Source organism: Pseudarthrobacter sp. L19, from assembly GCF_050859435.1.
GTDB lineage: Bacteria > Actinomycetota > Actinomycetes > Actinomycetales > Micrococcaceae > Arthrobacter.
The window spans coordinates 1,369,539-1,383,736 of sequence record NZ_CP193935.1 but is presented as its reverse complement, the minus strand read 5'-3'; the positions used below and the strand labels follow the sequence as shown (position 1 = coordinate 1,383,736).

At 69.2% G+C, this 14,198-nt stretch carries 13 protein-coding genes and 2 pseudogenes; 9 read left to right on the top strand and 6 right to left on the bottom strand.

Annotated elements, in window-relative coordinates:
- Positions 1 to 91: 91 nt before the first annotated feature.
- The 6 genes from ACRQ5B_RS06505 (at position 92) to ACRQ5B_RS06480 (ending at position 6,618) form a co-directional block, all read left to right on the top strand.
- Positions 92 to 979, top strand: coding sequence for an endonuclease/exonuclease/phosphatase family protein (locus tag ACRQ5B_RS06505; RefSeq protein WP_432398080.1), 888 nt, complete (start codon positions 92 to 94; stop codon positions 977 to 979).
- A 41-nt stretch (positions 980 to 1,020) separates the two neighbouring features.
- Positions 1,021 to 1,689, top strand: coding sequence for a histidine phosphatase family protein (locus tag ACRQ5B_RS06500; RefSeq protein WP_432398077.1), 669 nt, complete (start codon positions 1,021 to 1,023; stop codon positions 1,687 to 1,689).
- A gap of 118 nt (positions 1,690 to 1,807) precedes the next feature.
- Positions 1,808 to 2,311 (top strand): GNAT family N-acetyltransferase, encoded by a 504-nt coding sequence (locus ACRQ5B_RS06495; RefSeq protein ID WP_432398075.1) that lies wholly within the window; start codon positions 1,808 to 1,810, stop codon positions 2,309 to 2,311.
- Positions 2,312 to 2,498: 187 nt separating this feature from the next.
- Positions 2,499 to 3,593, top strand: a complete 1,095-nt coding sequence (locus ACRQ5B_RS06490) for an extracellular solute-binding protein (protein ID WP_432398711.1) — start codon at positions 2,499 to 2,501, stop codon at positions 3,591 to 3,593.
- 86 nt (positions 3,594 to 3,679) lie between these two features.
- On the top strand, positions 3,680 to 4,747 hold the full coding sequence (locus ACRQ5B_RS06485; protein ID WP_432398073.1) for an ABC transporter ATP-binding protein: 1,068 nt from the start codon (positions 3,680 to 3,682) through the stop codon (positions 4,745 to 4,747).
- Positions 4,744 to 6,618 (top strand): ABC transporter permease, encoded by a 1,875-nt coding sequence (locus tag ACRQ5B_RS06480; protein ID WP_432398070.1) that lies wholly within the window; start codon positions 4,744 to 4,746, stop codon positions 6,616 to 6,618. The genes ACRQ5B_RS06485 and ACRQ5B_RS06480 overlap by 4 nt, the downstream gene beginning before the upstream one ends.
- Before the next feature lie 17 nt (positions 6,619 to 6,635).
- Here ACRQ5B_RS06480 and ACRQ5B_RS06475 read toward each other — a convergent pair.
- The 3 genes and pseudogenes from ACRQ5B_RS06475 to ACRQ5B_RS06465 form a co-directional block, all read right to left on the bottom strand.
- Positions 6,636 to 7,821, bottom strand: a pseudogene (locus tag ACRQ5B_RS06475) (4-hydroxybenzoate 3-monooxygenase).
- A 143-nt stretch (positions 7,822 to 7,964) separates the two neighbouring features.
- A pseudogene (locus ACRQ5B_RS06470) lies at positions 7,965 to 8,699 on the bottom strand (IclR family transcriptional regulator); the annotation flags it as partial.
- A 30-nt stretch (positions 8,700 to 8,729) separates the two neighbouring features.
- Complete coding sequence (locus ACRQ5B_RS06465; RefSeq protein ID WP_432398710.1) at positions 8,730 to 9,770, bottom strand: FUSC family protein; 1,041 nt, start codon at positions 9,768 to 9,770, stop codon at positions 8,730 to 8,732.
- Between the two features lie 240 nt (positions 9,771 to 10,010).
- Here ACRQ5B_RS06465 and mscL point away from each other — a divergent pair, with 240 nt between their 5' ends.
- Positions 10,011 to 10,457 (top strand): large conductance mechanosensitive channel protein MscL, encoded by a 447-nt coding sequence (gene mscL, locus ACRQ5B_RS06460; RefSeq protein ID WP_432398067.1) that lies wholly within the window; start codon positions 10,011 to 10,013, stop codon positions 10,455 to 10,457.
- 17 nt (positions 10,458 to 10,474) lie between these two features.
- On the opposite strand, the gene ACRQ5B_RS06455 is transcribed toward mscL, so the two are convergent.
- Positions 10,475 to 11,470, bottom strand: coding sequence for a diacylglycerol/lipid kinase family protein (locus ACRQ5B_RS06455; protein WP_432398065.1), 996 nt, complete (start codon positions 11,468 to 11,470; stop codon positions 10,475 to 10,477).
- Between the two features lie 214 nt (positions 11,471 to 11,684).
- On the opposite strand from ACRQ5B_RS06455, the gene ACRQ5B_RS06450 reads away from it, so the two are divergent.
- Both ACRQ5B_RS06450 and ACRQ5B_RS06445 read left to right on the top strand, forming a co-directional pair.
- Positions 11,685 to 11,903, top strand: coding sequence for a hypothetical protein (locus ACRQ5B_RS06450; RefSeq protein ID WP_432398062.1), 219 nt, complete (start codon positions 11,685 to 11,687; stop codon positions 11,901 to 11,903).
- 126 nt (positions 11,904 to 12,029) lie between these two features.
- Positions 12,030 to 12,653 carry a hypothetical protein gene (locus ACRQ5B_RS06445; RefSeq protein WP_432398059.1) on the top strand — a complete coding sequence of 208 codons (624 nt, stop codon included), beginning with the start codon at positions 12,030 to 12,032 and terminating at the stop codon, positions 12,651 to 12,653.
- Between the two features lie 11 nt (positions 12,654 to 12,664).
- Here ACRQ5B_RS06445 and ACRQ5B_RS06440 read toward each other — a convergent pair whose 3' ends face one another.
- Together ACRQ5B_RS06440 and ACRQ5B_RS06435 are read right to left on the bottom strand one after the other, a co-directional pair.
- Positions 12,665 to 13,486, bottom strand: coding sequence for an IclR family transcriptional regulator domain-containing protein (locus tag ACRQ5B_RS06440; protein ID WP_432398056.1), 822 nt, complete (start codon positions 13,484 to 13,486; stop codon positions 12,665 to 12,667).
- A 25-nt stretch (positions 13,487 to 13,511) separates the two neighbouring features.
- Entirely contained in the window at positions 13,512 to 14,198 is a 687-nt protein-coding gene (locus ACRQ5B_RS06435) for a 3-oxoacid CoA-transferase subunit B (RefSeq protein ID WP_432398054.1), read from the bottom strand.

Here is a 14,198-nt window from a genome sequence, read left to right as displayed (position 1 = left end):
ACCTTCCGGCACATCCGCGTTTACGCCGCCGTCGAGGACCGGCCAGTCGTATCGTGGAGTCTGGGACTGTAACCGACACGAGGAGACTCCCTTGCCGAGCGACATAGCGTCGACCGCACGGACCGTTCTGACCGACCCGGCCCCTCTGGCGCCGGACGCCCCCGAATCTCCAGGGGCGGACGACGCGGCGTTGAGCCTGATGAGCTTCAACATCCGCTGCGACACCAACCACACCCTCCCCGGCCAGGCCGACTACTGGCCGGAGCGGGCGCCGGCCCTGCAGGCCGTGCTCGCCGAGGAGCTCCCGGACGTCCTGGGCATCCAGGAGGGTCTCGGGCACCAGCTGGCGGTGATCGAAGAGGCGCTCCCGGACCACTACCGGATGATCGGACAGGGCCGCGACGGCGGCAGCCGCGGTGAGTACTCCTGTATCTTCTACAACTCACGGCGCCTGCTGCTGCAGGCCTGGGACCAGTTCTGGCTGTCGGACACCCCGGACGTTGCGGGATCCGCTACCTGGGGCAACGACACCACCCGGATCGCCACCTGGGGCCGGTTCGAGGACAGCAGCACCGGCCGGGAGCTGATGGTTCTCAACACGCACTTCGACCACGAGTCGGAGAACGCCCAGCTGCGTAGCGCCGAGGCCATCATCGACCACACGGCCCGCTTCGAACCCGGGCTGCCCACCGTGGTGATGGGCGACTTCAATGCCCGGGCCGGCGCGTCCGGGGCGTACTCCACCCTGGTGGACAGCGGCCCGTTCCGGGACTCCTGGCTGATCGCCAAGCGGCACCTCACCCCGGCCTACGGGACCTTCCCGAACTACAAGGACCCGGTGGTGGGCGAGAGCCGGATCGACTGGATCGCCGTCACCCCCGGCATCCAGGTGGCCGACGCGGCGGTCAACACCTTCCGCCTCGACGACCGCTACCCCAGCGACCACGCCCCGATCCAGGCCACCGTCCTCATCCCCTGACGCCCCGCTCCCTCGCAGGGTGCGGCGGTAAAATTCGAGCTATGAGGCTCCTCCTGATCAGGCACGGCCAGACGCCGGGCAACGTGCTCGGCCAGCTCGACACGGCGCATCCCGGCCCCGGCCTGACCGAGCTGGGCGAACGGCAGGCGGAGGCCCTGGCCCGGTCGCTGGCACGGCTGGAGATCAGCCGCCTCTACGCCTCCACGCTGATCCGGACCCAGCTGACCGCCGCCCCGCTGGCCGGCCGCCGCGGACTGGACGTCACGGTCCTGGACGGGCTGCACGAGATCGAGGCGGGCGCGCTGGAGAAGCTCACCGACCGGGAGTCCCACCTGCGCTACCTCGGTACGGTGTTCGGGTGGGCCGCGGGCGAGCTGGACCGGCGGATGCCGACGGGTCCCAGCGGCCACGACTTCCTCGCCCGGTTCGACGACGCCGTGGCCCGGATCGCGGCGGCAGCTGCCACGCCCGACGGCGGCACGGTCGCCGTCGTCAGCCACGGGGCGGCGATCCGGGTCTGGACCGCCCTGCGCGCGGAGAACGTCGACGCAGATTTCGCGGCCCGGCACGTCCTGGCCAACACCGGCATCGTGGCCCTGGAGGGCGGCCCCGCGGACGGCTGGCGGATGGTGCACTGGGACGGCAGCCCCGTAGGGGGCCTGGCCCTGGCCGACCCGACGGCGGAGGACCCCGCCGGCGGCCCTGTCTGAGGTCCGTTCGAAAACGGCGCCGCCCCAAGTTCTCCCATCCCTTACCTGCGGGAAACACCGTGGAAACCACCGCTTCCTAGCCTTGGACTGCATAACCTTTCGGTGAAACGAGGCAACGATGCAGACCAACCCGCGGCTTCACATCCGGCAGGTGCCCTGGGCGAACCCCGTGGGCGCAGACCTCCGGGCCGCCCAGCAGGCCGAACTGGATGCCCGCTTCGGCCGCCCGGACCACGAGCCCGGCCCCGTGCCCTCCGAATCGGACTCGGCGGTCTTCCTCGTCGCCTATGACAAGGGCTCGGGCCAGCCGGTGGGCTGCGGCGGGCTGCGCCTCCTGGACTCCCGGACCGCCGAGATCAAGCGCCTCTACGTCCTGCCCTACACCCGCGGTTCGGGGGTGGCGAGCTCCATCCTGGCGGCGCTGGAGGGCCACGCCCACGCACTGGGCATCACCCGGCTGACGGCGGAGGCGGGCTCAGTTCAGACCGACGGCCGGCAGTTCTACGCCACCTCCGGGTTCGCCCCGGTGCCGAATTTTGGGCCGTACATCGGTGTGGAGCACTCCTTCTGCTACGAGAAGACCATCGATTCCCATAGCGCGGCGCACACTGCGATGGCCTGATCCTGCTGTTCACGGGGGATTCATCCCCCAGGCCCTAAGCGTTCCGTTCCGCCGGCAAGACTCGACACCCATGGCCGTCGGATTTATCGATTCGTTAGGCATAAGCGCCCATTTCCGCCGTCGGCGGCTATAGGCTGGCCCGACCATGCCCTAACGTCGATACGAAACGAGTCCGCCCGTGCGCCAGATGAAAACCATGCTCGCCGCCGCCGTCGCCGTCAGCCTCCTCGCGGGGTGTGGCTCAGGGGCCGCGGCCCCCGGGAATTCATCGGCAGCTCCCTCCGGACCGCCGGCTACCGCACCCTCCGGGCCGCCGTCGGGTGAAACGCTCGTCGTCTATACGAACTCCAACGGCGAGGGGCGCGGCGACTGGCTGACCCAGAAAGCCGCCGAGGCCGGTTTCAAGATCCAGATCGTCGGGGCCGGCGGCGCCGACGCCACCAACAAGCTCATCGCCGAGAAGAACAACCCGGTGGCCGACGTCGCCTTCGGGCTGAACAACATGTACTTCGAGCAGGTCAAGGCTGCCGGATCGATCGAGCCGTTTACGCCCTCCTGGTCCGGTGAGGTTGACCCCGCCAAGGGCGACAAGTCGGACTCCAAGGCGTACTGGCCGCTGGTCCAGCAGGCCATCCTGCTCGGCTACAACTCGGACAAGTACAGCAAGGACCAGGCCCCCAAGGACTGGACCGACCTGTGGACCCAGGACAAGTTCAAGTCCCGCTATGAACGCGTGACCGGGCTGGGAACCGCCACCGCGCAGCTGGTGTTCGCCGGCATCCTGAACCGCTACAAGGACGACGGCGGCGACCTGGGCGTCTCGGACGAGGGCTGGAAGCAGATCGAAGGCTACTTCAAGAACGGCACCCCGGCCGTCGCCAAGACGGATCTCTTCGCGCGGATCGCCTCCGGTGACACGGACATGGGCCAGATGCCCTCCTCGATCATCCCCGACCGGGAGAAGTCCTTCAACGTCAAGGTCGACACCGTGATGCCGTCCGTCGGCGTGCCGCTCGCGATCGAACAGGTCGCGCTCGTGAAGGGGTCGAAGAAGAAGGACGAGGCGCTGAAGTTCATCAACTGGTTCGGCAGCGCCGAGACCCAGGGCCAGTTCGCGCAGAAGTTCAACGCCATGCCGGTCAACACGAAGGCGGCGGCGCAGGCAAACCCCGAGGTGGTCGACTTCTTCAAGAACCTCAAGCAGCAGGACATCGACTGGGGATTCGTTCAGGCGAACATGGGCAAGTGGGTCGAGAAAATCGAACTCGAATACATGAGCTGATCCCCGGGGCCGGCCCGGCAGCTCCGCCGGGCCGGCCCACCCGCTTTAACCCCAGGTTTTCCGATCCCGCAGGAAAGACAGATGCCATGATCCGCTTTGAAAACATCGAGGTAACTTTTGGCGGCTTCACCGCCATCCCAGGGCTGAACCTGGACGTGAAGCAGGGCGAGTTCTTTACACTCCTGGGACCCTCCGGCTGCGGGAAGACGACGGCGCTGCGCACCCTCGCCGGGTTCATCGACCCCACCGCGGGCGACGTCTACGTGGACGGCAAGGCGGTGACCCGGCTTCCCAGCGACAAGCGCCAGGTCGGGATGGTCTTCCAGAACTACGCGCTGTTCCCGAGCATGAGCGTCTGGGAAAACATCGCCTTCGGCCTGCGGGTCAGGAAAGAAAAGGGGGCGGAAAGCGACCGGCTGGTCCGCGACATCGCCCGGCGCGTGGACCTTTCCGAAGAACAGCTCGGCAAGAACGTCGCAGAGCTCTCCGGCGGCCAGCAGCAGCGCGTCGCCGTCGCCCGGGCGTTGGTCCTCCAGCCCAAGATCCTGCTGCTGGACGAACCCCTCTCCAACCTGGACGCCAAGCTGCGGCATCAGCTCCGCCAGCAGCTCAAGGACCTGCAGAGCGAATTCGGCATCACCACCGTCTACGTCACGCACGACCAGGATGAGGCCTTGGCCATGAGCGACCGCGTCGCCGTTTTCAACAAGGGCGTCGTGGAGCAGGTGGGAACGCCGCAGAGCATCTACGACCAGTCGGCGACCGAGTTCGTCTGCAACTTCATCGGCGACAGCTCTCGGCTCAGTCCCGCCTTCGTGGCCGAACTGAACCGGCAGTCCCCGTCCGCGGCCCTCGACCCGGCCGCGAATTCGTATCTCCGGGTGGAGAAGGCCTCCCTGGAACGGCCCGCGGACGGCGAGGCGGCCGCCGTCGAGGGCACCGTCGTTTCCCGGACCTACCATGGCCTGCACAGCCGCTACGTGGTCGACTGCCTCGGTTCGGAGATCCGTCTCCTGGTCCGGGAAGACGGCGGCGCGCACCCCGCCACCGGCGGACGCGCCACCGTGTACGTCCAGCCCGCCCACGTGCTTCAGTACGATCCCGGGACCGGCGCGTCCCTGGACGCACCCCAGCGGGAAGCCGTCCGGCCATGACCCGGTCCAGTACCGCCGGCAGCCCCCGAAGCATGCTGCGGTCTCCGGCGGTCCTGATTGCCGGCATCATCCTGACCTGGTTCATCGCGGCGTTCCTCGTCTGGCCCAACGCCAATGTCCTGGTGCAGACGTTCTTCCCCGACGGGAAATTCTCCGGCCGCGCAGCAGAGAAACTGTTCTCCTCGCCGCGGGCCATGAAATCCCTCGGCAACAGCTTCCTCCTGGCGGTCGCGCTCTCCATCACCGTCAACGCGGTGGGCATCTTCATCGTCCTCGTTACCCAGTACTTCAAGATCCGCGGTTCCCGGATCCTGTTCCTTGGCTACGCCACCACGTTCATCTACGGCGGCATCGTGCTCGCCGCCGGCTACAAATTCATCTATGGCGACAAGGGCATCGTCACCGGTTTCCTGGCCTCCGTGATTCCGGACCTGGACCGGGGCTGGTTCTCGGGTTTCTTCGCCGTGCTGGCCGTGATGACGTTCGCGACCACCACCAACCACATGCTTTTCGTGGCCAACGCCCTGAAGGGGGTGGATTACCAGACCATCGAGGCCGCCAAAAACATGGGCGCCTCCACGTGGACCATCCTGCGGCGGATCGTCCTGCCGATGCTCAAGCCGACCCTTTTCGCGGTGACGGTGCTGTCCTTCCTGACCGGGCTCGGGGCCCTCTCCGCGCCGCAGGTCCTGGGCGGACGCGACTTCCAGACCATCACCCCCATGATCCTGACCTTCACCAACAGCCCCACCTCCCGGGACCTCGCGGCCCTGCTGGCCCTCATCCTGGGTGTGGCCACCATGGTGATGCTGGCGATCATGACCCGGTTGGAGAAGGGCGGCACCTACTTCTCGGTCTCCAAGGTCTCCGCGGGCCTGCAGAAGCAGCAGATCACCAACCGCGCGGCGAACGCCGTCGTCCACGTGATCGCCTACCTGCTGTTCGCCGTGTACGTCCTGCCCGTGGTCCTGATCGTGCTGTACTCCTTCGCCGACGGCGCCGCCATCCAGACCGGGCGCCTGGACCCCGGCAGCCTGACCCTGGAGAACTACGCCAGGGTGCTGACCCAGCCCGCGGGGTTGCGGCCGTTCCTGATCAGCATCACGTACAGCGCCCTCGCCGCGGTCATTGCCGTGGGCGGGCTGCTGTTCGTGGCCAGGACCCTGCAGAAGTACCGCAACTGGGTCAGCACCGCGTTTGAGTACCTCCTGCACATCCCCTGGATCCTGCCTGCCGCGCTGCTGGCGCTGGGCCTGATCCTCAGCTACGACCATCCCAACCCGCTGGTGGGCGGCGCCGTGCTGACCGGAACCACGGTGATCCTGCTGATCGCCTTCGTGACGGTGAAGATCCCCTTCACGCTGCGGATGCTCAAGGCGTCCTTCGCGGCGGTCAATACCTCCCTGGAGGAGGCGGCGGGTCTCATGGGTGCCCGGACCCTCTACATTTTCCGCCGGATCCTGCTGCCCATCGTGCTCCCCGCCGCCGCTGCCGTGACCGCGCTGAACTTCAACAGTATGCTCGATGACTACGACACGGCCATCTTCCTGGCCCACCCGCTGTACCAGCCCCTGGGCCTCATCATCAAGGCCAACACCGACGGCGCCGAGGGGGTCGAGGGGGTCGCCAACACCTTCGTTTATACGGTCCTGCTGATGGTGATCACGGGCCTGACGATGTATCTGGTCTACGGCCGTGCCGGCCGGAAACCGGGGCAAAGGAGCAGGCGGGCGGGGCGGGCTCCGGCCGCGGCGGTGCCCGCGTCGGGGCAACCGGGCCCGGCCGCCGGGCCGGTGGAACCGGGCGGAACACCGGCGGGGGCTCCGGCGGTGCTGGCGGAGGAACCGGAGGAGCCGGCCCGGCTGCCTTGAGCCGAGCCGACGCCGTCCTACCGCGCCGACGGCCAACCGGTGTAGGCCTCCGCGAGGTAGGCGCGGCCGTGCCGGGAGGACACCACGGAGTTCAGCTCCCCAGCTGACGGGCGCGGGCGAAGTCGTCCGCGCCCTCGGGGGTGTGCAGCATGGAGGTCATCCAGTAGGAGAAGTGCTGGGCCTTCCACACCCGGTCCAGGGCGCGGCTGCTGAAGCGGTCCAGGAGCGCCTCCGACCCGGTCTTGTAGTAGCTGTCCAGCCCCTCGAACAGCACCCGGACGTCCGCGATGGCGAGGTTGAGGCCCTTCGCCCCCGTGGGGGCACCGTGTGGGCGGCATCCCCGGCCAGGAAGAGCCTGCCGTGGCGCATCGGGGCGTGCACGAAGCTGCGGAACTTCAGCACCGTCTTATCCAGCACCGGACCTTCCTTGAGCTCAAAGCCGTTGCCGTTCACCCGGCTGCGGAACGTCTCCCAGATCCGCTCGTCGCTCCAGTTGGTGACGTCCTCGCCCGGGTCGCACTGGAAGTACATCCGCTGCACCGTCTCGGTGCGCTGGCTGATCAGCGCGAAACCGTTCTCCGAGTTGGCGTAGATCAGCTCCTCCGAGCTGCGCGGCGCCTCGGCCAGGATGCCGAACCAGGCGAACGGGTACTCGTGGAAGTACCACTTCCGGTGCGCCTCCGGGATCTGCCCGCGGCAGTGGCTGCGTGAACCGTCGGCGCCGACGATGAACTCCGCCCGCAGCTCCACCTCGGTGCCGTCGGCGTCGGTGAACCAGACCCGGGGGTCGCCGTCGACGTCGTGGATGGCCGTGTCCGTGACGCCGTAGCGCACGTCCCCGCCGTCGGCCTCCCGGCGGGCGGCGAGGTCCTTGAAGACATCGGTCTGGGGGTAGAGCCACACCGATTCGCCCACCAGGCCCTGGAAGTCGATGCGGTGGCTCTCGCCGTTGAAGCGCAGCTCGATCCCGTCGTGCCGGTCCCCGTCGGCGAGCACCCGGTCCGAGACGCCGCTGTCCACCAGCAGGTTCACGGTGCCGTGCTCCAGGATCCCGGCGCGGACGGTTTCGGCGATCTCCTGCCTGCTGCGCAGCTCCACCACGGTGGACTCGATCCCCTCCCTCGCCAGAAGGTGGGAGAGCATCAGGCCGGCGGGGCCGCCGCCGACAATGGCCACCTGTGTGCGGACGACGTGCCGTGCCATGGGTTCCTCGCTTCGTTGCGGGGTCCGGGCGGCCCGGGGCGGGCGCGGCGCACGGACCGGATCATCACTGTTTCCCAGTCTGCCGCACGGGCGTGACCGGCGTTACACGTGTTCCGTTGAATGGATCGAGGATGCGCGGGTCTCCCCAGCCGCCGGCCGATGCCCCGCGCGGCGGTCTGCAGCGCGGGCACCAGCGCCTGGAGCCGAACCTCGCGCACGGGAACCACGACGCCGAGCGCGGCCACCGCCCGCTTGCGGGCGTCCCGGACCGGAACCGCGATGCCCCACGTGTCCGGGTCCACCACGCCGGAGAGTTCGGCGTAACCCTGGGCGGCGGCCTGGGCCAGAAGCGCGCGGAGCTCGGCCACGCCCACCTTCCCGGCGGGATCGGCGAAGTCGCGCAGGTACGCCGCCTGGCGGGCGGGTGGCTGGTGGGCCATCAGCACCAGCCCGGCCGAGGAGAGGTGCACGGGCATCCGGCCGGCCACCTTGGCCCGGTTCGCCACCGAGCCGCGCCGGGAGAGGCGTTCGACGAAGAGGGCCTCTGCCCCGTCCAGCACTGCCAGGTTCACGTTCTGGTTGAGCACCTGCTGGATGTCCTCCATGAACGGCATCGCCGCCTGCCGCAGGGCCAGGGTGGGCGAGTTCCGGTTCACGAGTTCCCAGAGCCGCAGCCCCAGCCGGACGGACCCGCCGGCACCGAGTTCCAGCAGCCCGTGGCCGGCCAGCTGCCGGACCAGGCGGTGCGCGGTGCTCAGCGGCAGCCCGGCGCGGGCGGCGAGCTCGGAGAGCTGCAGCGCATCCGAACCCTCCGGGATGGCCTCCAGCAGGCGCACCACGCGGTCCACCACCGAATCACCCGATTCGGAATTGGCCATGCCCCACGCTCCCGCCGTCGACGTTTCCTGCTAGCGACCAGTCTTCCACTGCCGCCACAGGGCGGGCGCCAGCACGACGGCGACGCCCACCACGGCGCCGATTACGGTCTCGAAGAGCCGGTCCCGGAGCAGCACGCCGGCCGGGACGGGTGCCACCAGGAGGGTGGAGATCAGGGCCAGCGGGGTGACGAAGAGCTGGGCCACCAGGTACTGGCGGGCGATGAACATCTCCGCGCCGAACTGGCAGGCGGCGATCACCAGCACCGTCAGCCAGGGTTCGGGCTGTAGCAGCAGGATCGCCGCGAGCAGCGCCAGGCCCAGGGCGGTGCCGAGGATGCGCTGCAGGCCGCGGCTGATCCGGTGCCGGGTGGTGTGGCCCACCAGGGGCACGACCGCGGCCACCATGGCCCAGTAGTTGTGGCCGATGCCGAGGCGCTGGCCGATCACGGTGGCCAGGATCCCGGCCACGCCCGCCGCCACGAGATAGCCGACAGCCTCCAGCCAGGCCGCGCGCCGCTCCGGCCCGGTCAGGCGGACGGGGGCGGACCAGCTCCACGGCCGCCGCCGGCCGGGGACCACCCGGGAGGACATGCCTACCAGAAGCGAGAACGCTACCGTCAGCACCGCCACCAGCATTCCCTGCCAGAGCGGCGGCTGGTGCGGGACGGAGGCGATCGCCGCGAAGGCGAAGATGTGGAACAGGGATCCCGCCGGGCGGAGCCGCCACAGGGAGACGATGAGCGAGCAGGCGCCGGCCACCAGGGTGGTCGCCGCGACCTGCAGCCAAATCCGCCCGGCCGGCGTGAACGCGGGCAATGCGCCGGCGTGCGCGGTCAGGACGGCCAGCAGGATCACGGCGAGCATCAGGGTTCCGGCGCGCAACTGCAGCACCAGCCGCCGGCCGTGCGGCTCGTTGCGGCCGTAGATCCCGGCGAAGGCACCGAAGGAGGCGAAGATGGCAAGGTCCAGCCGCTGCATCAGCACCAAGGTGATCAGCGGGACGAAGACGCCGACGGCGCAGCGGAGCGCGGGGTGGTGGTCCTTGTTGGCCGGGCCCATGGTGAAGAACATGGTGAAGAAGTCGGCGAACGGTGCGCGGCGGTCCGCGGCGGATGAGGGATGCACGGGGTGTGAGGGGCCTTCCTTTGCCATTCGGTGAAACGACGGCGGCACTGGCATCCCTGACGAGCTTACGCCCGGAAGGTCCCCGCCGCCGCCTTAACTTCCGATCAACGGAAGGCCCGGAGGGGGCTTGCGGTGGTAGCGTCGAGCGGTTGAAACACCCGTACGGCAGCATTCCCGGAGGACCCCATGCTCAAAGGATTCAAGGACTTCATCCTGCGCGGCAACGTGATCGAACTGTCGATCGCCGTCGTCGTCGGTACCGCGTTCACCGCCCTGGTGACCGCCTTCACCACCAACATCATCAACCCGATCATCGCGGCCGCCGGCGGCGTGGAGGCGCAGGGCCTGGGCTTCCACATCTGGCCGGGCAACGAGAAGACGTTCGTCAATGTGGGCGCCGTGCTGACCGCCTTCGTCACGTTCCTGATCACCGCGGCGGTGGTGTACTTCATCTTCGTGGCGCCGATGAACCGGATCAACAGGATGGTCAAGAACCGGCTCGCGACGGCGGAGCCGGAGGAGAAGCCGCTCCCGGCGGACACGGCACTGCTGGCCGAAATCCGGGACCTGCTGACGGTAGTGGCCGGGACGTCCCGGGAAGAGTCACGGGACGTCCCGGCCGAGCACCGCTAGCGGTCAGGCGCCAATCGCTAGGCCTGCGCGGCCTTCGTCATCCGGAGGGTCAACGCCTCGTGCTCGACAGCCACGCTCAGGTGCTTGGCCTTGCCGATGTGGTCGCCGTCGAGCTGGAATTCCTGCTCGTGGTCGAGGCTGATCTCCGCCGTGCGGCCGGCGAAGTACTCAACGGACTTGTTGTTCTTGTTCTTGCGGCCGAACATGCCGGCCAGCACGCTGAACCAGCCGAGCCGGCCCTGCGGGGCGAGCAGCAGCACGTCCAGGATGCCGTCGTCGATCTTGGCGTCCGGGAACACCTCGATGCCGCCGGTGATCTTGCCGCAGTTGCCCACCATGACGCTGCGGATGCGGCGGCGGACCGGCTGCTGGCCGTCGACGCTGATCCGGGCGCGCACCGGCTTGCCGGGCAGGTGCCGGATGCCGGCCTCCACGTAGGCCAGCCAGCCCACCCGGTCCTTGAGCTCGTCGACGGTGTTGGCCATGATGGCCGCGTCGTATCCCAGGCCGGCCATGACGAGGAACAGCTGCTCGTCCTCGCCGTGGTCCAGCCGGGCCTTGACGACGTCGACCTTGATGTCGGAGCCGGCCAGGACGTCGTGGCTGGCGGCGACCGGGTCGGTGATGTCGACGCCGACGTTGCGAGCCAGCAGGTTGCCCGTGCCCATGGGTACCAGGCCCATCGGGGTGCCGGTGCCGGCGAGGACCTCCGCGACGCACCGGACGGTGCCGTCTCCGCCCGCGGCGATGACGACGTCGACGCCGGCCTCCAGGGCCTCCCGCGCCTGGCCCAGGCCGGTATCCTCGGCGGTGGTCTCGAGCCACAGCGGCTCGGCCCAGCCCTGCGTCTCACAGAGGTGGTAGAAGGAGGCCTTGAAGTCCTCACCGGAGGACTTCATTGGGTTGATGACGACGGCGGCGCGGCGGGCCGCCGAGGCGTCCCCTGCCGTACTGGTCTGTGCGGAACGCTCCGGGGCCGGGGTGGCCTGGGTTGCGGCATTGTTCTGTGGCATGTCGTCCTTCGGGCAGCGTGGCGGGATGGCTCCCGCAGTGAAATCTTATCCGCGGCGGCGCGCTATCCCGCGCAGCGGGGACGCCGGGATCGTGGACGCACCGCTCGGATGGTCAGTACACTGACCGTGTTCAAGGACTGAAGCGTGCCGGCCTGGCCGGATGCCGCCCCGGAACCGCCGGGGCGTGTGCGCTTCGGACGCGGAAGGCGGCCACATGACCGAACACCAGGACCATCACGCGGCGGAAGCCGAAGCCTCCAGCAGGGATCCCCACGACTGGGGCCGGGCCATGGCGCTGGCACTGACCCGGCTGGCCGAACAACTCGATCCCGAGGGCGGCGAGGATATGCACACCACCCTGGTGAACCGGCCGCTGCAACTGCAGATCCGTGACGACGACGAGGGCGTCACCATCACCGTCTCCACCGCGTAACCGGGTCCCGGCGCGACGGCGGGAAACAATCGGCCGGGAATCCGTATTTTGTCCAAAGAATGTGCCAGACTGGGCGGGATTTGGCGGCCCGATGTGGCCGGAAGACTCATCTCATTTGGGGGAATGATGAACGAGCGCGCGGATTCCGACGCACACGAACACTCACTGACGAACCTCGGGGCGGAGCCCCGCTACGGCCAGCGATGGCCCGACGGCGCGCCGTGGCCGGATTCGGCGGACCGCCGGCACACGCTGCTGCCGGCCCTGCCGCTGCCCCGCCCGCGGACCGAGACGCTGGAGCACGCCGTGCGCGGCACCGTCTTCGCCCTGGCGGTGGTCCCGGCCGGCGTCGTGCTGTGGCTGGCGCTCTGGAAGCTCGGCTGGATGGCCTCGCTGGTGTCCTTCGTGACCGCCGCCGGAGCGGCACGGCTGTACCTGGCCGGCAGCACCGGGGGCCGGGGCGGCGCCATGACCCGGCGCGGGGCGTGGGTGGTGCTGGGCGTGACCGCGCTGACCATGCTGCTGGCGTTCTTCGGCAGCATCTGGCTGGACGTGGCCGAATACATCGGCGACCAGCCCTTCGGACTGCTCTTCGAACCGGGAGCCTGGGACCTGCTGGGCTACAACCTCACGAGCAATGCGCCACTGGTGCAGGACCTCAAGAGCGAATTCCTGATGATGCTGCTCTTCAGCGCGCTGGGCTCGTTCTTCACGCTGCGGCAGCTCTTCGCCCGGTCCCGCCGGGTCTAGGCCCCGGCTGCTCAGCTCTTCGCGGAGAGGTCCGCCGAGATGAGTCCTGCGGTGGCGACGGCGGCCTCGCGGACCGAGTCGAGGTACGCTTCGGGGTCCGGGCGGGCCGCGACGGCCTGGGCCTGCAGGGAGACGTTGATCGCCGCCACCACCTTCGGCCCGTCGTGGATCGGGGCGGCCACGGACATCAGGCCAAGTTCCAGCTCCTGGTCCAGCAGGCACCAGCCCTGGGCGCGGACGGTGGCCAGTTCGGCCTCGAGGCCGGCGCGGTCGGCGATGGTCCGCGGCGTCAGCGGCCGCAGTTCCGCGGCGTCCAGATAGCGTGCCAGCTCCTCCGGCGGGAGGGCTGCCAGCAGCACCCGACCCATCGAGGTGGCGTAGGCGGGAAAGCGGGTACCCACGGTGATGCCGACGGTCATGATCCGGCGGGTCGCCACCCGGGCAACATAACTGATGTCCTGGCCCTCCAGCACCGCGGCGGAGGTTGATTCGCCGAGCGCCAGGGAGAGCTCCTCCAGGTGCGGCTGGGCGATCTGCGGCAGCGACAGGCCGGAGAGATACGCGTAGCCGAGCTGCAGCACCTTGGCCGTGAGCGCGAAGTCCTTGCCATCGGTGCGGACGTAGCCCAGCTCCACCAGGGTGTGCAGGAAGCGCCGGGCCGTGGCGCGGGTCAGGTCCGTCCGCGCGGCCACCTCGCTGAGCGTCATCTGCGGGTGCTCGGCGTCGAAGGAGCGGATGACGGCCAGGCCGCGGGCCAGCGACTGGACGTACTGGTCGCTCGCGGCGGGCGCCTCCGTGGCGCCGGCCGGGGACGGGTTCGGCTTTTGAGTCACCGCCCTACCCTATCTGCGCGGCCCGTCATTCCGGTCCGGCCGCGGTCAGCGGCACGGGGACCACGGCCTGCAGGTCCGCCAGGGTGCAGCCGAACGTCTCCCGCACCGTGACGCCGTCGGGCCCGATGAGGAAGACGGCCTTGTCCGTGTAGACGCGGGTGACGCAGCCGATCCCGGTGAGCGGGTAGGTGCAGGTTTCCACCAGCTTGGACACGCCGTCGCGGGTCAGCAGGGTCATCATCACGAAGACGTCCTTGGCGCCGGTGGCCAGGTCCATGGCCCCGCCGACGGCCGGGATGGCGTCCGGGGCGCCGGTGTGCCAGTTCGCCAGGTCCCCGGTCCCGGAGACCTGGAAGGCGCCGAGGACGCAGATGTCCAGGTGGCCGCCGCGCATGATCGCGAAGGAGTCCGCGTGGTGGAAGTAGGAGGCGCCGGGCAGCTCGGTGACGGGGATCTTGCCGGCGTTGATCAGGTCGCCGTCGATCTGGTCCCCGGTGGCCTCGGGACCCATGCCCAGCATGCCGTTCTCCGTGTGGAGGGTGACATTCTGCTCCGGCTCCAGGTAGTTGGAGACCAGGGTGGGCTGGCCGATGCCGAGGTTGACGAAGGAGCCGGGGGCGATGTCCCGGGCCACCAGGCGGGCCAGCTCGTCCCGGCCCAGGGGCTGTTCGGAGCGCCGGAGGCTCTCCTGCCGCTCGGACTGCGTGCTCAT

Coding starts and splice junctions, on each gene's coding strand:
- ACRQ5B_RS06500 (WP_432398077.1), top strand. CDS start 1,021: ATGAGGCTCCTCCTGATCAGGCACGGCCAGACGCCGGGCAACGTGCTC.
- ACRQ5B_RS06495 (WP_432398075.1), top strand. CDS start 1,808: ATGCAGACCAACCCGCGGCTTCACATCCGGCAGGTGCCCTGGGCGAAC.
- ACRQ5B_RS06490 (WP_432398711.1), top strand. CDS start 2,499: ATGAAAACCATGCTCGCCGCCGCCGTCGCCGTCAGCCTCCTCGCGGGG.
- ACRQ5B_RS06485 (WP_432398073.1), top strand. CDS start 3,680: ATGATCCGCTTTGAAAACATCGAGGTAACTTTTGGCGGCTTCACCGCC.
- ACRQ5B_RS06480 (WP_432398070.1), top strand. CDS start 4,744: ATGACCCGGTCCAGTACCGCCGGCAGCCCCCGAAGCATGCTGCGGTCT.
- ACRQ5B_RS06465 (WP_432398710.1), bottom strand. CDS start 9,770: ATGTTCTTCACCATGGGCCCGGCCAACAAGGACCACCACCCCGCGCTC.
- mscL (WP_432398067.1), top strand. CDS start 10,011: ATGCTCAAAGGATTCAAGGACTTCATCCTGCGCGGCAACGTGATCGAA.
- ACRQ5B_RS06455 (WP_432398065.1), bottom strand. CDS start 11,470: ATGCCACAGAACAATGCCGCAACCCAGGCCACCCCGGCCCCGGAGCGT.
- ACRQ5B_RS06450 (WP_432398062.1), top strand. CDS start 11,685: ATGACCGAACACCAGGACCATCACGCGGCGGAAGCCGAAGCCTCCAGC.
- ACRQ5B_RS06445 (WP_432398059.1), top strand. CDS start 12,030: ATGAACGAGCGCGCGGATTCCGACGCACACGAACACTCACTGACGAAC.
- ACRQ5B_RS06435 (WP_432398054.1), bottom strand. CDS start 14,198: ATGAGCACGCAGTCCGAGCGGCAGGAGAGCCTCCGGCGCTCCGAACAG.